At 68.3% G+C, this 20,864-nt stretch carries 14 protein-coding genes; 11 read left to right on the forward strand and 3 right to left on the reverse strand.

Annotation, left to right across the window (positions count from 1 at the left end):
• A complete protein-coding gene (locus tag ABE485_RS03885) occupies window positions 1–3,174 on the reverse strand; it encodes an efflux RND transporter permease subunit (protein ID WP_346513601.1) in 3,174 nt (1,057 codons plus the stop codon).
• Window positions 3,171–4,343 carry an efflux RND transporter periplasmic adaptor subunit gene (locus ABE485_RS03890; RefSeq protein ID WP_430795387.1) on the reverse strand — a complete coding sequence of 391 codons (1,173 nt, stop codon included), beginning with the start codon at window positions 4,341–4,343 and terminating at the stop codon, window positions 3,171–3,173. The genes ABE485_RS03885 and ABE485_RS03890 overlap by 4 nt, the downstream gene beginning before the upstream one ends.
• Before the next feature lie 153 nt (window positions 4,344–4,496).
• On the opposite strand from ABE485_RS03890, the gene ABE485_RS03895 reads away from it, so the two are divergent.
• Window positions 4,497–5,120, forward strand: a complete 624-nt coding sequence (locus ABE485_RS03895; protein WP_346513602.1) for a TetR/AcrR family transcriptional regulator — start codon at window positions 4,497–4,499, stop codon at window positions 5,118–5,120.
• A gap of 30 nt (window positions 5,121–5,150) precedes the next feature.
• Here the strand turns inward: ABE485_RS03895 and ABE485_RS03900 are convergent, their stop codons facing one another.
• Complete coding sequence (locus ABE485_RS03900) at window positions 5,151–5,531, reverse strand: VOC family protein (protein WP_346513604.1); 381 nt, start codon at window positions 5,529–5,531, stop codon at window positions 5,151–5,153.
• 138 nt (window positions 5,532–5,669) lie between these two features.
• Here ABE485_RS03900 and ABE485_RS03905 point away from each other — a divergent pair, with 138 nt between their 5' ends.
• The 10 genes from ABE485_RS03905 (at window position 5,670) to ABE485_RS03950 (ending at window position 20,858) form a co-directional block, all read left to right on the forward strand.
• Window positions 5,670–7,637, forward strand: a complete 1,968-nt coding sequence (locus ABE485_RS03905) for a BCCT family transporter (protein WP_346513606.1) — start codon at window positions 5,670–5,672, stop codon at window positions 7,635–7,637.
• 151 nt (window positions 7,638–7,788) lie between these two features.
• The gene (locus ABE485_RS03910; protein WP_346513607.1) at window positions 7,789–8,913 is read left to right on the forward strand and encodes an efflux RND transporter periplasmic adaptor subunit; all 1,125 of its coding nucleotides are present in this window, start codon (window positions 7,789–7,791) and stop codon (window positions 8,911–8,913) included.
• Between the two features lie 15 nt (window positions 8,914–8,928).
• On the forward strand, window positions 8,929–12,033 hold the full coding sequence (locus ABE485_RS03915; protein ID WP_346513608.1) for a MexW/MexI family multidrug efflux RND transporter permease subunit: 3,105 nt from the start codon (window positions 8,929–8,931) through the stop codon (window positions 12,031–12,033).
• Window positions 12,034–12,049: 16 nt separating this feature from the next.
• Window positions 12,050–13,537 carry a TolC family protein gene (locus tag ABE485_RS03920; protein WP_346513610.1) on the forward strand — a complete coding sequence of 496 codons (1,488 nt, stop codon included), beginning with the start codon at window positions 12,050–12,052 and terminating at the stop codon, window positions 13,535–13,537.
• A 57-nt stretch (window positions 13,538–13,594) separates the two neighbouring features.
• Window positions 13,595–14,254 carry a helix-turn-helix transcriptional regulator gene (locus ABE485_RS03925; RefSeq protein WP_346513611.1) on the forward strand — a complete coding sequence of 220 codons (660 nt, stop codon included), beginning with the start codon at window positions 13,595–13,597 and terminating at the stop codon, window positions 14,252–14,254.
• Window positions 14,251–15,150: a LysR family transcriptional regulator gene (locus ABE485_RS03930; protein ID WP_346513612.1), complete on the forward strand. Its 900-nt coding sequence runs from the start codon at window positions 14,251–14,253 to the stop codon at window positions 15,148–15,150. The genes ABE485_RS03925 and ABE485_RS03930 overlap by 4 nt, the downstream gene beginning before the upstream one ends.
• 245 nt (window positions 15,151–15,395) lie before the next feature.
• Complete coding sequence (locus ABE485_RS03935) at window positions 15,396–16,889, forward strand: ABC transporter substrate-binding protein (protein WP_346513613.1); 1,494 nt, start codon at window positions 15,396–15,398, stop codon at window positions 16,887–16,889.
• A 318-nt stretch (window positions 16,890–17,207) separates the two neighbouring features.
• Window positions 17,208–19,007, forward strand: a complete 1,800-nt coding sequence (locus tag ABE485_RS03940) for a gamma-glutamyltransferase family protein (RefSeq protein ID WP_346513615.1) — start codon at window positions 17,208–17,210, stop codon at window positions 19,005–19,007.
• An 88-nt stretch (window positions 19,008–19,095) separates the two neighbouring features.
• Entirely contained in the window at window positions 19,096–20,070 is a 975-nt protein-coding gene (locus ABE485_RS03945) for a diacylglycerol/lipid kinase family protein (protein WP_346513617.1), read from the forward strand.
• Window positions 20,067–20,858 carry a metallophosphoesterase family protein gene (locus tag ABE485_RS03950; protein ID WP_346513618.1) on the forward strand — a complete coding sequence of 264 codons (792 nt, stop codon included), beginning with the start codon at window positions 20,067–20,069 and terminating at the stop codon, window positions 20,856–20,858. The genes ABE485_RS03945 and ABE485_RS03950 overlap by 4 nt, the downstream gene beginning before the upstream one ends.
• Window positions 20,859–20,864 lie beyond the last annotated feature (6 nt).

Below are 20,864 nucleotides of genomic sequence, written 5' to 3' on the forward strand. Positions count from 1 at the left end.
TCAGGCTCCTCGTTCCACCGTGTCGCCCGCGTTGGCGCCGGGCGGCACGCCTTCGGGTTCGTCGCGCTCATCATGGCGCACGCGGAACCAGGCCGCGTACAGCGCCGGCAGGAAGAACAGCGTCAGCACCGTGGCGCTGGTGATGCCGCCCATCAGGGCCGTCGCCATGGGGCCGAAGAAGTTGCTGCGCAACAGCGGAATCAGGGCCAGCACCGCCGCGGCGGCCGTCAGCGTGATGGGGCGGAAACGCCGCACCGTGGCGCCGACGATCGCGTCGACCCGCTTGTGGCCGGCGTGGATGTCCTGCTCGATCTGGTCCACCAGGATGACGGAGTTGCGCATGATGATGCCGAACATCGCGATCACCCCCAGCATGGCGACAAAACCGAAGGGCTTGCCGAAAAGCAGCAGGGCGGCCACCACGCCGATCAGCCCCAGCGGCGCGGTCAGCACCACCATGAGCACGCGGGCGAAGCTTTGCAGCTGCACCATCAGCAGGGTCAGCACGGCCACCGCCATCAGGGGCATCTGGGCGTTGATGGACGACTGGCCCTTGGCGCTTTCCTCGACCGGGCCGCCCACTTCGATGCGAAAGCCCACCGGCAGGTCGGCGCGCAGGGCGTCGAGCTTCCTGTCGATGGCGCGTGTGACGTCGATGCCCTCGGCCCCGCCGGTCACGTCGGCCTGGACGGTGATCGTGGGCTGGCGGTCGCGCTCCCAGATGACGCCGTATTCAAGGTCGTAGCGCACCTGGCCCAGGCTGCCCAGGGGCACCGGGCCGTTGGGGGTGGGCATGGCCAGGGTGGCCAGCCGGGAGGGATCGATCCGCTCTTCGCGCGGGGCGCGCAGGCTGACGTTGATCAGCTTGTCGCGTTCGCGGTACTGCGTCACCGTGTAGCCAGACAGCGTCATCGCCAGGAAGTCCGAGATGTCGCTGGAACTGACGCCGAGTTCGCGCGCCTTCTGCTGGTCGATCTCGAAGCGCACCGAGCGTTCGGACGGCTCGTCCCAGTCGAACTGCACGTGGGCCGAGCGCTTGTCCGCCCGGACCTCGGCGGCCACCTTTTCGGCGACGGCGCGCACGTCCGGAATCTTGTCGCCGCTGACGCGGAACTGCACCTGGTAGCCGACGGGCGGCCCGTTCTCCAGCCGCGACAGGCGGCTGCGGATCGCGGGGAAGTCGCTGCGCAGCATCGGTTCCAGCCATTGCGCCAGCGCCTCCCGGTCTTCCACCGATTTGGCGGTGATCACCAGCTGGGCGAAGTTGGGCGTGGCCAGCTGCTGGTCCAGCGGCAGGTAGAAGCGCGGCGCGCCGGTGCCGACGAAACTGACGGAATGGTCGATCTCGGGCCGGCCTTCCAGCGTCTTTTCCAGGCGCTCGACCTGGCGCAGCGTCGCCGCGAACGACGCGCCCTCCTGCAGGCGCACGTCCACCAGCAGTTCGCTGCGGTCCGAACTGGGGAAGAACTGCTGCGGCACGAACTTGAATCCGGCCATCGCGACGACGAACACCACCACGGTCCCGGCCAGCACCAGGTAGCGGCGGTCCACGCACCAGGCCACCCAGCCGCGCAGCTTCAGGTAGAAGCGAGTGTTGTAGATGTCGTGCTCGTGGTCGTCGGGCAGGTGGGCCTCGCGCTTGCGCTCGGGCAGCAGTCGGTAGCCCAGCAGCGGAATCAGCACCACCGCCGCGAACCAGGACACGATCAGCGCGATGGCGGACACCTGGAAGATGGACCGCGTGTATTCGCCCGTGCTGGACTTGGCCAGCGCGATGGGCAGGAAGCCCGCCACCGTGACCAGCGTGCCGGTCAGCATGGGGAAGGCCGTGCTGGTATAGGCGAAGGCCGCGGCGCGCGCCCGGCTCCAGCCCTGCTCCAGCTTCACGGACATCATCTCGACGGCGATGATCGCGTCGTCCACCAGCAGGCCCAGCGCCAGCACCAGCGTGCCCAGCGACACCTTGTGCAGGCCGATGCCGAACATGTCCATGAACAGCGCGGTGACGGCCAGCACCACGGGGATCGAGATCACCACCACCATGCCGGTGCGCAGCCCCAGGGACACCAGGCTTACGGCCAGCACGATGGCCACCGCCTCGCCCACGGAGCGCAGGAATTCGTCGACCGAATGCGAGACGGCCTTCGGCATGCTGGAGACTTCCGTCAGCATGAGGCCCGCCGGCAGCTGGGCTTGCAGCTCCTGGAACTTGGCGCCCAGCGACTTGCCCAGGCGCACCACGTCCTGGCCGGGCTGCATGGTGATGCCGATGCCCAGCACCGTCGCGCCGGCAAAGCGCATCTGCTGCGACGGCGGATCCTCGTAGCCGCGGTGGATCGTGGCGATGTCGCCCAGCCGGATGGACTTGCCGTTGACGCGGATCAGCGTGTCCGCCAGCGCGCGGCTGTTGGGAAACTGGCCGGTGGGCCGCACGAAGATGCGGTCGTCGGCGGTGGTGAGCGTGCCTGACCCCTGCACCGCATTCTGCGTGTTGATCGCCTGGGCGATCTGCTGCGGCGACACGCCCAGCCGGGTCAGCTGGGTATTGGCGATTTCGATGTAGATGTGCTCGAGCTGGTCGCCGAAGTAGTCCACCTTGGCCACGCCGGGCACACGCAGCAGCACGGTGCGCAGCTTGTCCGCATAGTCGTGCAGTTGCGCCGGCGAAAAGCCGTCGCCCTGCAGGGTATAGATATTGGTGTAGACGTCGCCGAATTCGTCGTTGAAGAACGGGCCCTGCACCCCCTGCGGCAGGGTGGCCCGGATGTCGCCGACCTTCTTGCGGACCTGGTACCACTGTTCGGCCACGGTGCTGGCGGGCGCCGAATCCTTCATCGTGTAGAAGATCAGCGATTCGCCGGGCCGCGAATAGCTGCGCAGGAAATCGGTGTTGGACGTTTCCTGGAGCTTCTTGGCGATGCGGTCGGTGACCTGTTCCTGCACCTGCTGCGCGGTCGCGCCCGGCCAGAGCGTCTGGATGACCATGACGCGGAAGGTGAACGGCGGATCCTCGGACTGCGCCAGCCGGGAATAGGACAGCACGCCGAACAGCGTCACCAGCGTGATGATGAAAATCACCAGCGGCTGGTGCCGCAAGGCCCAGGCGGACAGGTTGAACCTGCCTTCCTCGTGGCGGTGCGCGTCGGGGCCGGCGTCCATGCCGGGCGCGCTCATGACGCGAAGTCCTCGGGATGCAGCGGGGGCACCGGGCGGACCTTTTCGCCGGCCGACACCGTGTGCACGCCCTGCCACACCACGCGTTCGCCGGCCTCCAGGCCCTGCGCCAGCGTCACGGTGCGCGCGTCGTAGCGCAGCACCTGCACGCGTCGCAGCTCCAGCGTGTCTTCCTGCGGCTTGACGATCCAGACCGCCGGCTCGCGCCCGTCGTGGAACAGCGCCGTGGCCGGCACGGTATAGGTGGCGCGGCCGTTGGCCGAGCGGTTGTCGAAGCTGATGTTGGCGGTCATGCCCAGGCGGACCTCGGGCGAGGGCGACTCCAGCGTGAGCTTGGCGCGGTAGGTGCGGCTTTGCGGATCGGCGGCCGGCGCGATCTCGCGCAGCACCGCGGCGAAGGTCTGGCCGGGCAGGGGGCCCAGCGTGACGGTGGCGCGCTGGCCGATGGCCAGGCCCGCCAGGACGCTTTCGGGCACGTCGCACAGCGCGTCGACGTCGCCCGACCACGCCAGCTGGTAGACGGGCGTGCCCGCCGCCACGTTCTGGCCGGTGTCCGCCTCTTCCGAGGTAATGACCCCGGCGTGGTCGGCCTGCAGCGTGGTGTAGTTGAGCTGGTCCGCCGCCAGGGCGGCCTGCTGGGCGGCCTGGTCGCGCTGGGCCAGCGCCGACGCGTAGGCGTTGCGGGTCTGTTCCAGCTGGGTCGCGGCGATGAGGTTTTCGCGCGCCTGGGCGCGGTCGCGCTCCAGTTGCTGGCGGGCGTAGTCAAACTGGTGCTGCGCGGCCGACAGGGCCGCGCGGGCGGCGGCCGCATTCTTGGCGGCGTCGGCGGGGTCCAGTTTGGCCACGATCTGGCCGGGCGCGACGGTGTCGCCCAGGCGGACCTGCCGTTCGATGATCTTGCCGCCCACCCGGAACGACAGCGGCGTGCTGTAGCGCGCCTGCACTTCGCCCGGCAGGGTCCAGGCGGGCAGGCTGGCGTCGGCCTGCGCCGGCATGGCGACCACCGGGCGGGGCGCCGGCGGCGGGGCTTCCTTGCGGCCGCAGCCGGCCAGGGCGGCGGCCAGGACCACGGCGGCGGGCACGGCCAGCAGGCGCGTCCGGCGGCGGAGCGCGGAGCTTGGTACAGGCGGCGCCGCATCGGCAGCGGCAGGGCGGGCGATGGGGCGCACGCAGGGGCCAGGGCAGTTCACGAAACACCTCGCGGCGCGGAAAGGGGCGCAAAAAAAAACCGGGTCGGACTCGATACGGACTGGATTCTAATACAGTCATGTATCTGGATTCAATATTGAATCCCAAATGCCCGCCAGTGCTAAACTCGCGCCATGTCAAAAGTCCGCCTAACCCGAGAGCAAAGCCGCGACCAGACGCGCCAGCGCCTGCTCGACGCCGCGCAATCGATATTTCTTTCCAAGGGCTTTGTGGCCGCCAGCGTCGAAGACATCGCCGAACAGGCGGGCTATACGCGCGGGGCGTTCTATTCCAATTTCGGCAGCAAGTCCGAATTGTTCCTGCAGTTGCTCAAGCGCGACCACGAAAGCGTCATGGCCGACATGCGCGCCATCTTCGAAGACGGCGTAACCCGCTCGCAGATGGAAGCCCGCGTGCTCGAGTACTACAGCACGCACTACCGCGAAAACGACTGTTTCCTGCTCTGGATGGAAGCCAAGCTGCAGGCTGCCCGCGATCCGGATTTCCGGGTGGGCTTCACGGCCTGCCTGCGCGAACTGCGCGAGGCCACCACCGAATACATCCGCCAGTTCTCGGCCCACGTGGGCACGCCGCTGCCGCTGCCGGCCGAACAGCTTGCGCTGGGCCTGCTGGCCCTGTCGGACGGCATGCAGTTCAGCTATGCCTTCGATCCCCAGGCCGTCACCCCCGAGATGACCGAAGCCGTGCTGGCGGGGTTCTTTCGCCGCGTGGTCTTTGGCGATCCCAAGCCGGAATAGGGCGCCCGGGCTAGGGCCCGTTAACAGGCCCTAGCCCAGCAGTTCCGAAATTTCGATCAGGTTCAGGTCCGGGTCGCGCAGATAGACCGAGCGGATCCTGCCCGTGGCGCCCGTGCGCGGCACGGGGCCTTCGATGATGTCCGCGCCCGCCTGCTCCAGCCGGGCGATCACCTCGTCCAGCGGCCGGTCGGCGATGAAGCACAGGTCCAGCGCGCCCGGCACGGGCAGATGGGCCTTGGGTTCGAACTCGCGGCCGCGCACATGCAGGTTGATCTTCTGGTTGCCGAAGCGCAGCGCCTGGCGGCCCTCTCCGAACGTCTCCAGGCGCATGCCCAGGATGCGGGTGTAGAAATCCACCGTGGCGTCGGGGTCGGTGCAGGTCAGGACCAGGTGGTCCAGGTGATCGATCATCGTTTGTCTCCGCAGGGGGGGATCCGGGAAAAGTTGTCAGGCAGGTTTGTCCCATGATAGTAATAGCCGGGGGCGCGAAGCCGGACTGAGGGGGATTTGCGCCGTACCTCTAGTCCCTCGGGCGTAAGGAGCGGCCGCATGACTTCAGAAACCCGGACACCCAGCATCAATCGGCCCGTGTTCTTTCCGGCAGCCATATTCACCCTGCTGCTCGTCGGCTTCGCGATACTGGCGCCCGAGTCCGCGCAGAGCCTGTTCGAAGCCATGCAGCGCTGGATTCTCGGCAATGTGAGCTGGTTCTACATCCTGGTGGTTGCCATCATCCTGCTGGCCGTGGTGTTTCTGGCGGTGAGCCGGTATGGCGACATCAAGCTGGGACCCGACCACAGCGAGCCCGACTACCGCAATTTCACCTGGTTCGCGATGCTGTTTTCCGCCGGCATGGGCATCGGGCTCATGTTCTTCGGCGTGGCCGAACCCGTGATGCACTTCATGTCGCCACCGGTGGGAGAAGGCGGGACCGTCATCGCCGCGCGCGAAGCGATGAAGATCACATTCTTTCACTGGGGGCTGCACGCCTGGTCGATCTATGCCGTGGTGGCGCTGATCCTGGCGTTCTTCAGCTATCGGCACGGACTGCCGCTGACGTTGCGTTCGGCGCTGTATCCCCTGATCGGCAACCGGATCCACGGGCCGATCGGCCATGCCGTGGACATTTTCGCGATCCTGGGCACGGTTCTCGGCGTGGCGACGTCGCTGGGCCTGGGGGTGGCCCAGATCAATAGCGGCCTGAATCATCTGTTTGGCATTCCGGTTGGCGTGACCTCGCAGATCATTCTCATCGTCATCACATGCGGGCTGGCGACGGTGTCGGTGGCGAGCGGCCTGGACAAAGGCATCCGCATCCTGTCGGAAACCAACCTGGCGCTGGCCGTGGTGCTCCTGCTGTTTGTGCTGGTTGTGGGACCGACGGTATTCCTGTTCCAGACGTTCGTGCAGAACACGGGCGCCTATCTGTCCGACATCGTCAACAAGACTTTCAATCTCTATGCCTATGAACCCACCGACTGGATCGGGGGCTGGACCTTGTTCTACTGGGGCTGGTGGATCGCGTGGTCGCCCTTCGTGGGCTTGTTCATCGCGCGCATCTCGCGCGGGCGGACCATACGCGAATTCGTGACAGGCGTGTTGCTGGTGCCGGCCGGCTTTACCTTGTTCTGGATGACCGTGTTCGGAGACACGGCCATCCACATGATTCTGGTCGGCAAGGTGCAGGGGCTTGCGGAAGTGGTGGATGCGGATTCCTCGCTGGCGCTGTTCGCTTTTCTTGAGCACCTGCCCTGGAGCGGCGTGCTCTCGATTGTGGCGATAGCGATGGTCGCCGTGTTTTTCGTGACGTCGGCGGACTCGGGGGCGCTGGTCGTCGACCTGCTGGCTTCCGGTGGCCAGGATCGCACGCCCGTCTGGCAGCGCATCTTCTGGTCGTTGCTGATGGGTGCGGTGGCGATCGCCCTCTTGCTGGCGGACGGCCTGACCGCCTTGCAGACCGCGACCATCGCCAGCGCGCTGCCGTTTTCCATCATCCTGCTGCTGTCGCTGTGGGGCCTGTTCAAGGCGCTCAAGCTGGATGCGACCAAGCGCGGCATCCGCTATCAGTCGCTGACGCTGTCGCGGCCCGCGCGGGGCGGCCAATCCTGGGAGCGCCGGCTGCGCAACATGGTCATGATGCCGCGTCGGGCTCATGTGATGCGCTTCATCTCCGATGTCGCGCGGCCCGCGTTCGAGGACGTCGCGGACGAACTGCGCAAGCAGGGCTACGCCGTCCAGGTGCGCGAAAGCGATGACGAGGGCGCAATCCTCGAAGTCTCCCACGGCGAGCACCTGGATTTTTCCTATGCCGTGCAGCCACAGGCCTTCGTGCGGCCCAGCCTGACCCCGGACGAGGCCGCGGATGAAGAGGAGCGCAAGTATTTCCGCGCCGAGGTCCATCTGCGCGAAGGCGGGCAGGACTACGACATCATGGGCTGGAGCCGGGACGCCGTCATCGGCGACATCCTCGATCAATACGAAAGGCACCGGCACTATCTGCACATGGTGCGGGGCTGACACTGCCCCCCACTTGGAAACGCCACGCGCCGCGTGGCGTTTTTTTTCCATAGCGCTTGCCTATCCCCGCCATTGCGTAAGCCGCTTTGACGAAAACGCCGGGATCATGGATTATCCAAGCTTATTCTTGGTTAAATGAAGAGAGCAGATCATGAAGGCGAAATCAGGAGCATGGGCGGCGGGCGTCCTGGCGTTGGCGGCGGCGCTGGGGGGCGGGGTGCTCTATTGGAAGGCCGGCGGCACGCAGCAGGGCGCAGGCTGGGCGATGGCGCCGGCCAAGGTCGCGGTGGCGGCCGCGGTCCAGGCCGATTTTCCGGTGGTCCTTGCCGGCATCGGGTCGCTGGAGGCCACGCGCCAGGTGCTGGTGCCGGCCGAAGTGGACGGCCGGGTGGCGCAGATTCTGTTCACGCCAGGAGAACACGTGAAGGCCGGCCAACTGCTGGTGGCGCTGAACGACGCGCCCGAGCAGGGCGAGCTGGCGCGGCTGCAGGCCCAGGCGCGCAATGCGCGGGCGCTGCTGGAGCGCACCCGCCGCCTTGTGCCGCTGCAGGCCGCCACGCGCGAGCAGCTGGACCAGGCGCAGGCCGATTATGAACAGGCCGCGGGCGACATCCGGCGCGTGCAGGCGCTGATCGACCAGAAGCGGATCCGGGCGCCGTTCGACGGCGTGCTGGGCGTGCGCCGAGTGAACCTGGGCCAGTTCGCGCGGGCGGGCGACCCCCTGGTATCGCTGACCGACGGCGCCGCCATGTACGCCAACATCACCCTGCCCGAGCAGGCGCTGGGCGTGCTGCGCGCGGGCCAGCAGGTCACGGTCACCGTGGACGCGCACGCCGGGCGCGAGTTCCCGGGCAAGGTGACGACCGTGGAGCCGCAGGTCGATCCGGGCACCCGCACCGTGCGCGTGCAGGCCTTGCTGGACAACGCCGACGGCGCCCTGGCGGCCGGCATGTTCGCGCACGGGCGGGTCAGCCTGCCCGACCGGCCCGGCGTGATCACCGTGCCGGAGACCGCCGTCAGCTACAGCGCCTACGGGGATTCCGTCTATGTGGTGGCGCCGGGCGAGCAGGCGGCAGGGCCGACCGTCCGCCAGGCCTACGTGAAAACGGCGGAGCGCCAGCGCGGCAGGGTGGTGGTGACCGAGGGCCTGCAGGCGGGCGACCGCGTCGTGACCTCCGGCCAGCTGCGCCTGCACAACGGCGCGCCGGTCGAGATCCTTCCCGATGACACCGTGGCGCTGGGCGATGCGCGGCAGGCCGTGGCGCAGGTCCGGTAAGGCGCGGAGGCAGACATGAAGTTCACCGATCTGTTCGTGCGCCGGCCGGTGCTGGCCCTGGTGGTCAGCACCCTGATCCTGCTGCTGGGCATCAAGGCCCTGAGCGGGCTGCCCGTCAGGCAGTACCCGCTGACCGAGAGCACCACCATCACCATCACGACCCAGTATCCGGGCGCCTCGCCCGACCTGATGCAGGGCTTCGTGACGCAACCCATCGCCCAGTCCGTCGCCACGGTCGAGGGCATCGACTACCTGTCCTCGTCGTCCACGCAGGGCCGCAGCGTCATCACGGTGCGGATGAAGCTGAACGCGGACTCCAACAAAGCCATGACCGAAGTGATGGCCAAGGTCAACGAGGTCAAGTACCGTCTGCCGCAGGACGTCTACGACCCCGTCCTGGTCAAGTCTGCGGGCGAGGCCACGGCCGTGGCCTACGTGGGCTTTTCCAGCACGAACCTGTCGCTGGCCGCCCTGACCGACTACCTGTCGCGGGTGGTGCAGCCCCAGCTGTCGTCCATCGACGGCGTGGCCAGCGTCGAACTGTACGGCGGCCAGAAACTGGCGATGCGGGTCTGGCTCGATCCGGACCGCATGGCGGCGCGCGGGATCTCGGCCGGCGAACTGGCAGGCGCGCTGCGCGACAACAACGTCCAGGCCGCGCCCGGGCAGGCCAAGGGCCTGTACGTCGTGTCCAACATCCAGATCAACACCGACCTGGTCAGCGTGGCGGAATTCCGCGACATGGTCGTCAAGCGCGACGGCGACGCCATCGTCCGGCTGGGCGACGTGGCCACGGTGGAACTGGGGGCGGCGTCCGCGGATTCCAGCGGCCTGATGGACGGCGAACCCGCCGTGTATTTCGGCCTGAACGCCACGCCGGTCGGCAGTCCCCTGGTCATCGTGAAGCGCCTGAACGAGCTGCTGCCCAACATCAAACAGAACCTGCCGCCCGGCACCAGCGTGCAGGTGCCGTTCGAGCTGGCCCGCTTCATCAGCGCTTCCATCGACGGCGTGACGCGCACGCTGCTGGAGGCCATCGCCATCGTGGTGGCGGTGATCTTCCTGTGCCTGGGATCGCTGCGCGCGGTGCTGATTCCGGTCGTGACCATCCCCCTGTCCATGCTGGGCGGCGCGGCCATCATGGCGCTGTTCGGGTTCAGCGTGAACCTGCTGACCCTGCTGGCCATGGTGCTGGCGATCGGCCTGGTCGTGGATGACGCCATCGTCGTGGTGGAAAACGTGCACCGCCACATCGAAGAGGGCAAGTCGCCCGTGCGCGCCGCCCTGATCGGCGCCCGCGAAGTGGCCGGCCCCGTGATCGCCATGACCATCACGCTGGCGGCGGTCTATGCGCCGATCGGGCTGATGGGCGGGCTGACCGGTTCGCTGTTCAAGGAATTCGCCTTCACGCTGGCGGGCGCGGTGGTCGTGTCCGGCGTGATCGCCCTGACCCTGTCGCCGGTGATGAGCTCCTTCCTGCTCAACACCCGCGTGTCGGACGGCTGGATGGCGCGCCGCGCGGAACACTTTTTCGGCCGCCTGGGCGACGCCTACGGGCGGGTGCTGGACGTGTCGCTGCATCACCGCTGGGTCACCGGCGTGCTTGCGGTGGCGGTGTTGGCCAGCCTGCCATTCCTGTACAACGCGGCGCAGCAGGAGCTGGCGCCGGTCGAGGACCAGTCGACGGTGCTGACGGCGATCAAGTCGCCGCAGCAGGCCAACATCGACTACGTCGAAAAGTTCGGCAAGAAGTGGGACGACGTCATGAAGACCCTGCCTGAACAGAAGGGGCGCTGGCTGATCAACGGATCCGACGGCGTGTCCAATAGCATCGGCGGCGTGGACTTCGTGGATTGGCAGGACCGCAGGCGCTCGGCCGACGAGATCCAGGCGGACATGCAGTCGATGGCCAACCAGGTCGAAGGCAGCAACATCTTTGCCTTCCAGCTGCCGTCCCTGCCTGGGTCCACCGGCGGCCTGCCCGTGCAGATGGTCCTGATGAGCGCCGCCGATTATTCCGTGGTCTATGAGGCCATGGAAGGCCTGAAGAAGGCGGCGCGCGAAAGCGGCCTGTTCATGGTGGTGGACAGCGACCTGGACTACAACAATCCCGTCGTGCAGCTGAAGGTGGACCGCGCCAAGGCCAACAGCCTGGGGGTCACCATGAAGTCCATCGGCGACACCCTGGCGGTGCTGGTGGGCGAGAACTATGTCAACCGCTTCGGCATGGACGGGCGTTCGTACGACGTCATTCCGCAAAGCCTGCGCGAACAGCGGATATCGCCGCAGTCGCTGGCGCAGTTCCACGTCAAGAGCGCCAGCGGGGCGCAGGTGCCGCTGTCCAACCTGGTGACGGTGTCCATGGGCGTGGAACCCAACAAGCTCACCCAGTTCAACCAGTTGAACGCCGCCACCTTCCAGGCGATCCCCATGCCGGGCGTCACCATGGGCGACGCCGTGCAGTTCCTTACGCGGCAGGCCCAGGCGCTGCCGGCCGGCTTCAGCCATGACTGGCAGTCCGACGCGCGCCAGTTCAGCCAGGAAGGCTCGGCGCTGATGATCACTTTCATCTTCGCCATCATCGTCATCTACCTGGTGCTGGCTGCGCAGTACGAAAGCCTGCGCGACCCGTTCATCATCCTGGTGAGCGTGCCCATGTCGATCTGCGGCGCGTTGATACCGCTGGCGCTGGGCATGGCCACCGTCAACATCTACACCCAGATCGGCCTGGTGACGCTGATCGGGCTGATCAGCAAGCACGGCATCCTGATGGTCGAATTCGCCAACGAGATGCAGGTCAGCCACGGCCTGGACCGGCGCGCCGCGATGGAGCAGGCCGCGCGCATCCGGCTGCGCCCCATCCTGATGACCACCGCGGCCATGGTCATGGGGCTGATCCCCCTGCTGTTCGCCACGGGGGCGGGCGCCCACAGCCGCTACAGCCTGGGACTGGTCATCGTCGTGGGCCTGCTGGTGGGTACGCTCTTCACGCTGTTCGTGTTGCCCACCGTCTACACGGTGTTCGCGCGCGATCACCGCGCGGCCAACGACACGCCGCGCGCCCGCGAACTGGCGCAGGCCGACGCCGAAGACGCGCGTGCCGCCGGCGCGTCGGCCTAGCCTCGAGGAATCAATCATGGATAACGTTCATTTTTATGTACACCTGCGCCGCGGCGCCGCGGCGCTGCTGACCCTGCTGGCAGCCGGCTGCGCCGTCGGGCCCGATTACCAGCAGCCCCGGCCGGCGCCCGTATCCCTCGTCAGCCCTGAACAGGCGCTGTTCTCCAGCGACCGGCTCCAGCGCGACTGGTGGAAACAGATGCAGGACCCGCAGCTGGACCGCCTGATCGACCTGGCGCTCGTCCGCAATGCCGACATCCGCATCGCCCAGGCGCGTCTTGCCGAGTCCCGCGCGGTGCTGGACGAAAAGGAACTGGACAAGTTGCCCGCGGTGACGCTGAGCGGCGGCTATGAGCGCAGCCTGTCGCAGGCCAACCCCGGCGCGGCGGGCCGGCGAAACCTGGCGGAAAGCTATCGCGCCGGTTTCGACGCGACCTGGGAGGTGGACCTTTTCGGCAGGCTGCGCCGGGCCGCCGAGGGAGCGGCCGCCCGCAGCGAGGCTCAGGCCGCCGACCTGGCCCAGGCGCGCATCGTGGTGGCGGCCGAAGTGGCGCGCAACTACTTCGAATTGCGGGGGGCGGAGCAGCGCCTGGCCGTGGCGCGCGCCAACCTCGCCAGCCAGCGCGACAGCCTGCGCGTGACCCAGGCCATGGTGTCGGCGGGCCGCGGGGACGAGGGCGACCTCGCCAGCGCGCGGGCCGAGCTTGAGACGGTGCTGGCGAGCGTGCCCGTGCAGGAGACTGCGCGGCGCCTGGCCCTCTATCGCATCGCGGTTCTGGCCGGGCTGAGGCCGGCGGAACTGGGCGAGCTGGACGCGGGTAAGCCGCTCGCGCCCCTGGCAGCCCGCCTTCCCATCGGCGACGCCGGCGCCTTGCTGTCGCGCCGTCCCGACGTGCTGGCCGCCGAACGCAACCTGGCGGCGGCGAATGCGGACCTGGGCGTGGCCACCGCCGACCTCTATCCCAGGATCGACCTGGGCGGCTTCCTGGGCTTCGTCGCGCTGCGCGGCGCGGACTTCGGCACGGCCGCCAGCCGGGGCTTCAGCGTGGCCGCCGCCGCGGACTGGCCCGCCTTCCACCTGCCCACGGCGCTGGCGCGCAAGCGCGGGGCGGCCGCGCGCCTGCAGGGCGAGGCGGCGCGCTACGAACAGGTGGTGCTGCGCGCGGTGCAGGAGCTGGAGTCGGCGTTGACGGAGTTCGGCCAGACGCAGCAGCGCCTGGCCAACCTGCTCCAGGCCGCCGAGCACAGCGGACGCGCCGCCGAACTGGCCGCGCTGCGCTACCGTGAGGGAAGCGCGCCGTATTTGACCGTGCTGGACGCGCAGCGTACGCTTTTGCGCGCCCAGGACGCCGTGGCCGTCGCCGAGAGCGAGTCCTACACCCGATTGATCGCGCTGTACAAGGCGCTGGGCGGGGGCTGGGAGGCGCCGCCGGCCGGCGCGGACGACACATCCGCCACCGCCCGGACCGGGGCTGCGGCCGTGGGGACGCCCGGCGCTGGCTGACCGCCCGCGCCCCGTCCGTGGCACCATAGGAACTTCTTACGGAGCATCTTCATCGTCATGTCCGACAGCCTGTCCCAACCCGTGGCCGCGATGCCGCATCAGCCCGCCGACCGCGTGCTCATGACGCTGAAGACGCGCGGGCCGCAATCCATTGCGGTCATCGCCCGGGCCATGGACGTGACGGCCGAAGCCGTGCGCCAGCAGATGACGCGCCTGCACGACGAGGGGCTGGTCGATTCCGAAAGCCATAGCGCCGGGCGCGGCCGGCCCACCCAGATCTGGCGCCTGACCGACGCCGGCCATGGCCGCTTTCCGGACACCCATGCCGAGATGACGGTGCAGATGCTGGGCGCCGTGCGCCAGGTGTTCGGCGACGACGGCATCGACAAGCTCATCCAGGTTCGCGAAGGCGCCATGCTCAACAGCTACCAGCAGGCCATGCAGGGCGCCGGAAGCCTGAAGGGGCGGCTGGAACGGCTGGTGGACGTGCGCTGCGCGGAAGGCTACATGGCTGAACTGCGCCAGGACGGCGCCGATTTCGTCTTCATCGAGAACCACTGTCCCATCTGTTCGGCCGCGAAAGCCTGCATGGGCTTTTGCCGCAGCGAACTTGAACTCTTCCGCAAGGTGCTTGGCCCGGCGACGCGGGTAGAGCGCGAAGAGCACATCCTGGCGGGCGCGCGCCGCTGCGCGTACAGGGTCAGCGAACGCCCATGACGCTCAAGCAGCTCGAAGCCTTCTACTGGGCCGCCACCTGCGCAAGCTTCGCCGTGGCCGCCGAACGCCTGCACCTGTCGGTGTCGTCCTTGTCCAAGCGCATCTCCGAACTCGAAGAGGCGCTGGGCCAGCCGCTGTTCGACCGCAGCGGCCACAAGGCCGTGCTGACCGACGCGGGCCAGCGCCTGGTGCCGCTGGCCCGCGACCTGCTGTCCGCGGCCGACCAGGTCCGCGCGTCCATGGCCGAAACGCCCGGCCTGCGCGGCCGCTGCCGCTTCGGCGTGGGCGAACTGACCGCGCTGACCTGGCTGCCGCGCCTGATCGGCGTGGTGCGCGCCGCCTGGCCCGAGCTGGTGCTGGAACCTTACGTGGATATCGGCCAGGTGCTGGAGCAGCGCGTGGCGGACGGCGAACTGGACTTCGCCGTGATCGCCGGGCGTTCGTCACGCCCCGGCATCGCCTCCTCGCCGATCGGCGAAGCGCGCTTTTCCTGGGTCGCGGCGCCGTCCGCGCTGCAGGGCGGCGACACCCGCATGACCATGGCGCTGCTGGCCCGCCTGCCGCTGGTGACGCTGCCGCAGGGGGCGGGCACCTCGCGCATCATCGACGACTGGCTGGGCGGGCGCGAGGCCGCGGGCGAACGCCTCTGCTGCAACAACTGGGGCGCCATCGCGGGCTTGCTGATCGAAGGCACCGGGGTGGGGCTGCTGCCCAGCCATTGGGCGGACGCGCTGCAGGCCGAAGGCAGCCTGCGGGTGCTGCATGGCGAACCGGAACTGGGCGCCTTGCCCTACACCTTCCAGTACCGGCGCGACGACGCCCGGCCGCTGGTCGCCAGGCTGCGCGATGCGGTGGCCGACGCCGCCGATTTTTCGGCGCCGTGCCGGATTCCCTGACGCTTGCCTCAATGCCTGCTTTGACGCCGGCGCCCGCATGACGGTCGTCGCAGGCGTATAGTTGGCGGCGCGACAGCCGCCGGTCTATACAATCGCCGCGCGCCTGGCGCAGAATCCAACAAGAACGTGCGCAGCGGGGGGATGGGCCCGGCGATGCGGCACGGGTCAGGGTCTGTTTCTTCTTGCCAGGCGATGCGCCGGCGGCGCGGAAAGAAACAGGTCCATCAGAATCACGGAGATCATTCATGCGTAAACTTTGCCTCGCCATGGCCATGGCGGGAATGCTGGCTACCGGATTGGCGCAAGCGCAGTCCACCCTGCGTATCGGCCTGCAGGACGACCCGGACGTGCTGGATCCGGCGCGCGCCCGCACCTTTGTCGGCCGCATCGTGTTCGCCTCGCTGTGCGACAAGCTGGTCGACATCACGCCCGACCTGAAGATCGTGCCCCAGCTCGCGCAGTCCTGGACCGTCGGTCCGGACAACAAGACGCTGACCTTCAAGCTGCGCACCGACGCCGTCTTCCATGACGGCACCCCCGTGAACGCCGCCGCGGTCAAGGCCAACCTGGACCGCGCCCGCACGCTGCCCGACAGCAACCGCAAGAGCGAACTGGCCACCGTCGCCAGCGTGGACGCGCCGGACGACCAGACCGTGGTGCTGAACCTGTCGGAGCCGGATGCCTCGCTGCTGTCCCAGCTGTCCGACCGCGCCGGCATGATGATTTCGCCCGCCAGCTTCGACAAGGATCCCGGCGGCAAGCCCGTGTGCTCGGGTCCCTATCAATTCAAGGAGCGCGTGCAGAACGACCGCATCGTGCTCGAGAAATTCCCCAAGTACTGGGACGCGGCCAACTACCACTTCGATCGCCTGGTCTACACGCCGATCCCGGACAACACCGTGCGCCTGAACAACCTGCGCGCCGGCGACCTGGACATCATCGAGCGCGTGGCGCCCAGCGACGCCAAGGCCGTCAAGGACGACCCCAGCCTGCGCCTGGCGCCGGTGACCGGCCTGGGCTTCCAGTCCATTTCCGTGAACCTCGCCAACGGCGCGCGCGCCGACAATCCGCTGGCCAAGGACAAGCGCGTGCGCCAGGCGCTGGACCTGGCGATCGACCGCGACGTGCTGAACCAGGTGATCGGCGAAGGCATGTTCCAGCCCGCCTACCAGCCGTTCCCGCCGGCCAGCTTTGCCTACAACAAGTCGTTCGAGCGCCAGGGCCGCGATCCCAAGAAGGCGCAGGCGCTGCTGAAGGAAGCCGGCTACGACCGCGTGAAGTTCGAGATCACCTTCGGCAACAACACCACCATGCAGCAGGTGTTCGAACTGGTGCAGGCCATGGGCGCCGAGGCCGGCTTCGACATCACCCTGCGCCCGGTCGAATTCGCCTCCCTGCAGTCGTCGCTTGCCCGCGGCGACTTCCAGGTGGGGCAGAGCGGCTGGTCCGGCCGCGTCGATCCCAGCGGCAACATCCACCAGTACCTCAGCTGCAAGGGCAACCTGAACGACGGCAAGTTCTGCGACGCCGCCGTCGACAAGCTGCTCAACGACGCCCGCGCCGAGGCCGACACCGCCAAGCGCCGCGCCATGTACGACCAGGTGCTGACCGCCATGCAGGACCAGCGTCCCATCGTGTACCTGTTCTACCTGCCGTGGACGTTCGGCGTGCAGAAGAAGGTGGAAGGCTTCGTGCCGTATCCCGACGGCCTGATCCGCCTGAAGGGTGTAAGGAAGTAGCCCCCCCTACCCGCTGGCGCGGGCCCCCTCAAGGGGGCGACGCCAGCGGACCGGCGGAGCCGGATCCGCGGCGTCCCGGAGGGCGTTGCTTGCTGGTGTCGGGTGTCTCGGTCGCCGGAGGTCTGGAACTCGCCGGACGCGTCGGATTGGTTAGGTGTCTGACACCCAGATGCGCCGGCCTGTGCCTGGCTCGATGCCACACGGGTGTCAGACACCCGCAGGAATGTTGTCCCCCCGTGTCTGACACCCGGACGCGGCGGCCTTTGCCTACTTGATGTCAGGCGGGTGCCAGGCACCCGCTACCTACCAGGATTCACCATGTTTACGACTCGCCCGGAAATCCTCGGCACCTTCGGTGTCGTGACGTCCACCCATTGGCTGGCCAGCGCGGCCGGCATGTCGCTGCTGGAGCGCGGCGGCAACGCGTTCGACGCCTGCGTGGCGTCGGCTTTCGTGCTGCAGGTGGTGGAACCCCACCTGGTCGGCCCGGCTGGCGAGGTGCCCGCCGTGTTCTATTCCGCGCGCACCGGCAAGGTCGAAGTGCTGTGCGGGCAGGGCACGACGCCGGCCGCCGCCACGCTCGAACGCTATCGCGCCGAAGGCCTCAAGCTCATTCCCGGCAACGGCCTGCTGGCCACCGTGATTCCCGGGGCGTTCGACGCCTGGATGCTGCTGCTGCGCGACCACGGCACGATGCGCGTGCGCGACGTGCTCGAGCCCGCCATCTATTACGCCGAGCACGGCCACGCGCTGATGCCGCGCATCTCCAACACCATCGCGGGCCTGAAGGACTTCTTCGAAACGCACTGGCCGACCACTGCCCAGGTCTACGTGCCGGGCGGCCAGGTGCCGCAGGCGCGCAAGCTGTTCCGCAATCCGGCGCTTGCCCGCACCTGGACGCGGGTGCTGAAAGAGGCCGAGAGCGCGGGCGCCGACCGCGAACGCCAGATCGAGGCCGCCCGCGACGCCTTCTACCGCGGCTTCATCGCCGAAGAAATCGACCGGTTCGCCCGCAACACCGACGTCATGGACGAAAGCGGCACGACCCACCGCGGCGTCATCACGGCGGACGACCTGGCCGGCTGGTCCGCCAGCTACGACAAGCCGCTGACCTACGATTACCACGGCTACACCGTGGCCAAGGCCGGCGCCTGGAGCCAGGGGCCGGTGTTCCTGCAGACGCTCGCCATCCTGAAGGACATGGACCTGGCGGGCGTGAGTCCCACCAGCGCCGAATTCGTCCACCGCGTCACCGAGGCCATGAAGCTGGCCTTCGCGGACCGCGAGGCCTATTACGGCGACCCCGCCTTCATCGACGTGCCGCTTGCCCATCTGCTGTCGGACGAGTACAGCGCCGAACGTCGCAAGCTCATCGGCGAGACCGCGTCGCGGGACCTGCAGCCCGGCCTGGTGCCGGGCTTCGAGGCTCAGGTCGCGCGCGTCATGGACACGCTCGAACGCCTGTCCCCGGTGACCGCGCCCGGCAGCGCCACCAATGAGCCCACGCTGGCCGACATGCGCGCTTCCGCGAAGCGCGGCGACACCACCCACGTGGACGTCATCGACCGTTGGGGCAACATGATCTCGGCCACGCCCTCGGGCGGCTGGTTCCAGTCCTCGCCGGTCATCCCCGAACTGGGCTTCGGCCTCAACACCCGCGCGCAGATGTTCTGGCTGGAAGAAGGCCTGCCGGGCACGCTGGCGCCGGGCAAGCGGCCCCGCACCACGCTGACGCCGTCGCTGGCGCTGCGCGACGGCAAGCCCTACCTGGCGTTCGGCACGCCGGGCGGCGACCAGCAGGAGCAATGGCAACTGCTGTTCTTCCTGCGCCATGTGCACCACGGCCTGAACCTGCAGGAAGCCATCGACCTGCCCATGTCGCACACCATGCACTTCCCGACGTCCTTCTATCCCAGGGACCGCAAACCGGGCCACCTGGCGCTCGAGGCCAGCTTCGGCCGCGACGTCATCGACGCCCTGCGCCAGCGCGGGCACGATATCGAGGAGGTGCCCGAATGGTCGGTGGGCCGCCTGACCGCGGCTTCGCGCGATCCGGACGGGCTGCTGCACGCGGCGGCCACGCCGCGCCTGATGCAGGCGTACGCCATCGGGCGTTGAACGCGGCGGCGCACGGTTTCGATCATCCGGACACCGTGCGCCGCCCGGCTTCTTGCGGCGCTTTGCTCGCATGGGGTATGTTTGTCGCATGACGCCTTCTGAGCAGAGCCCGGCACCAGCGGCTCGACCCCTCACGGGAAACGAACCCCTCTTCATCGTCCTCAACACTGGATCGGGGCGCGGCGACGCGCAGGTCCTGCAGGACACCATCCGTCGCATCCTGGACGAAGCCGGCCGGCGCTACGAGCTCCTGGCGGTGGACGATCCGTCTCGCCTGACCGACGTCGCCCGCCAGGCTGTCGCGAGAGCGCAGCAGGAGCAGGGCGTCGTCATTGCCGCCGGCGGCGACGGCACCCTCAACGCGGTGGCGGGCACGGTGCTGGGCCAGGGCGTGCCATTCGGCATCCTCCCGCAAGGCACGTTCAATTACTTCGGCCGCACCTACGGCATTTCCCAGGATACGGAAGTCTCCCTGCGCGGCTTCCTGCAGGGCAGCGTGCGGCCTGTGCAGGTCGGCATGCTCAATGGCCGGCTGTTTCTGGTCAATGCCAGCCTCGGCCTGTATCCGCAGTTGCTGGAAGACCGCGAGGCCTACAAGCAGAGATTCGGCCGCAAGCGCTGGGTTGCCTTGTGGTCGGGGCTGGTCACGCTGCTGCGCGAGCCGCGCCAGCTCGGCCTGCAGCTCGAATACGAGGGCAGGGCGCGCAGCCTGCGGTCCCCGACGCTGGTCGTGGGCAACAACAAGCTGCAGCTCGAACACATCGGCATCGAGTCCCAGGAACTCGACCGCAACCGGCTCGTTGCCATGGCGGCGCGGCCCGTGGGCACCCTGGCGCTGTATGGCCTGCTGGTGCGCGGTCTGCTCAGCCGCCTGGGCGACGCCGAACACGTCGTCAGCTTCGCCTTCGATCGCCTGACGGTGCGCGTGCGGGGCCGCCGCCGCGTCAAGGTGGCGATGGACGGCGAGATCTCCTGGATGGATACGCCGCTCGAATTCAAGGTGGCGCCAGATCGCCTGCCGCTGGTTGTGCCCTCGGATTCGCAGTACCTGGACCGCTCATGACGCGGATCCTGCACATATCCGATACCCATTTCGGCACCGAACGCAAGGCGGTGGTCGAGGCCGTGCTGGACCTGGCCCGCTCTTTGGCGCCGGACCTCGTCGTCCTCAGCGGCGACATCACGCAGCGAGCCCGGCGCGGCCAGTTTGCCGCCGCCCGCCGGTTCATCGAACGGCTGGCGCTGCCCGTGCTGGCGGTGCCCGGCAATCACGACATCCCGTTGTTCAACGTGTTCGCGCGGGCGCTGAACCCCTACGGCAACTACAAGCGCGCGTTGGGGCCGATCCTGGAGCCCGTCTTCGAAAGCGACGGCCTGCTGGCGATTGGCATCAACACCACGCGGCCAAGGCGGCACAAGGACGGCGAAATATCCGATGCGCAGATTGCCCGGGTCGCCCAGCGCCTGCGGCAGGCACGGCCCGGCCAGTTGCGGATCGTGGTGGCGCACCATCCCGTGCGCGCCAAGGTGGAGTCGGATCTGTCGAATCTCCTCATCGGCAGGGAGCGCGCGCTTGCGGCCTGGGCCGAGGCGGGAGTCGACCTGGTCCTGGGCGGTCACATACACTTGCCCTACGTGCTGCCCCTGACGGCGGCATCCGGGCCGGCCGGCTGGATCGTCCAGGCCGGAACCGCGTGCTCGCACCGCGTGCGGGGCAGCGTGCCCAATTCGCTTGGCGTGATTACCCGGCAGGAGCAGGACGGAGCGCTGGTGTGCCATGTCGAGCGGTGGGATTACGCCGGCGGAACGCATGCGTTTGCCCCCGTCGACAAGACCCTTGTCACGTTGTAGCGTTTG

It is taken from the genome of Achromobacter spanius, from assembly GCF_039673305.1.
In the GTDB taxonomy this organism is placed as follows: Bacteria; Pseudomonadota; Gammaproteobacteria; order Burkholderiales; family Burkholderiaceae_B; genus Achromobacter; species Achromobacter spanius_F.

What these genes read in the sequence shown, in the direction of transcription:
- ABE485_RS03885 (WP_346513601.1), bottom strand. Translation starts at nt 3,174, where the DNA reads ATGAGCGCGCCCGGCATGGACGCCGGCCCCGACGCGCACCGCCACGAG.
- ABE485_RS03895 (WP_346513602.1), top strand. Translation starts at nt 4,497, where the DNA reads ATGTCAAAAGTCCGCCTAACCCGAGAGCAAAGCCGCGACCAGACGCGC.
- ABE485_RS03900 (WP_346513604.1), bottom strand. Translation starts at nt 5,531, where the DNA reads ATGATCGATCACCTGGACCACCTGGTCCTGACCTGCACCGACCCCGAC.
- ABE485_RS03905 (WP_346513606.1), top strand. Translation starts at nt 5,670, where the DNA reads ATGACTTCAGAAACCCGGACACCCAGCATCAATCGGCCCGTGTTCTTT.
- ABE485_RS03910 (WP_346513607.1), top strand. Translation starts at nt 7,789, where the DNA reads ATGAAGGCGAAATCAGGAGCATGGGCGGCGGGCGTCCTGGCGTTGGCG.
- ABE485_RS03915 (WP_346513608.1), top strand. Translation starts at nt 8,929, where the DNA reads ATGAAGTTCACCGATCTGTTCGTGCGCCGGCCGGTGCTGGCCCTGGTG.
- ABE485_RS03920 (WP_346513610.1), top strand. Translation starts at nt 12,050, where the DNA reads ATGGATAACGTTCATTTTTATGTACACCTGCGCCGCGGCGCCGCGGCG.
- ABE485_RS03925 (WP_346513611.1), top strand. Translation starts at nt 13,595, where the DNA reads ATGTCCGACAGCCTGTCCCAACCCGTGGCCGCGATGCCGCATCAGCCC.
- ABE485_RS03930 (WP_346513612.1), top strand. Translation starts at nt 14,251, where the DNA reads ATGACGCTCAAGCAGCTCGAAGCCTTCTACTGGGCCGCCACCTGCGCA.
- ABE485_RS03935 (WP_346513613.1), top strand. Translation starts at nt 15,396, where the DNA reads ATGCGTAAACTTTGCCTCGCCATGGCCATGGCGGGAATGCTGGCTACC.
- ABE485_RS03940 (WP_346513615.1), top strand. Translation starts at nt 17,208, where the DNA reads ATGTTTACGACTCGCCCGGAAATCCTCGGCACCTTCGGTGTCGTGACG.
- ABE485_RS03945 (WP_346513617.1), top strand. Translation starts at nt 19,096, where the DNA reads ATGACGCCTTCTGAGCAGAGCCCGGCACCAGCGGCTCGACCCCTCACG.
- ABE485_RS03950 (WP_346513618.1), top strand. Translation starts at nt 20,067, where the DNA reads ATGACGCGGATCCTGCACATATCCGATACCCATTTCGGCACCGAACGC.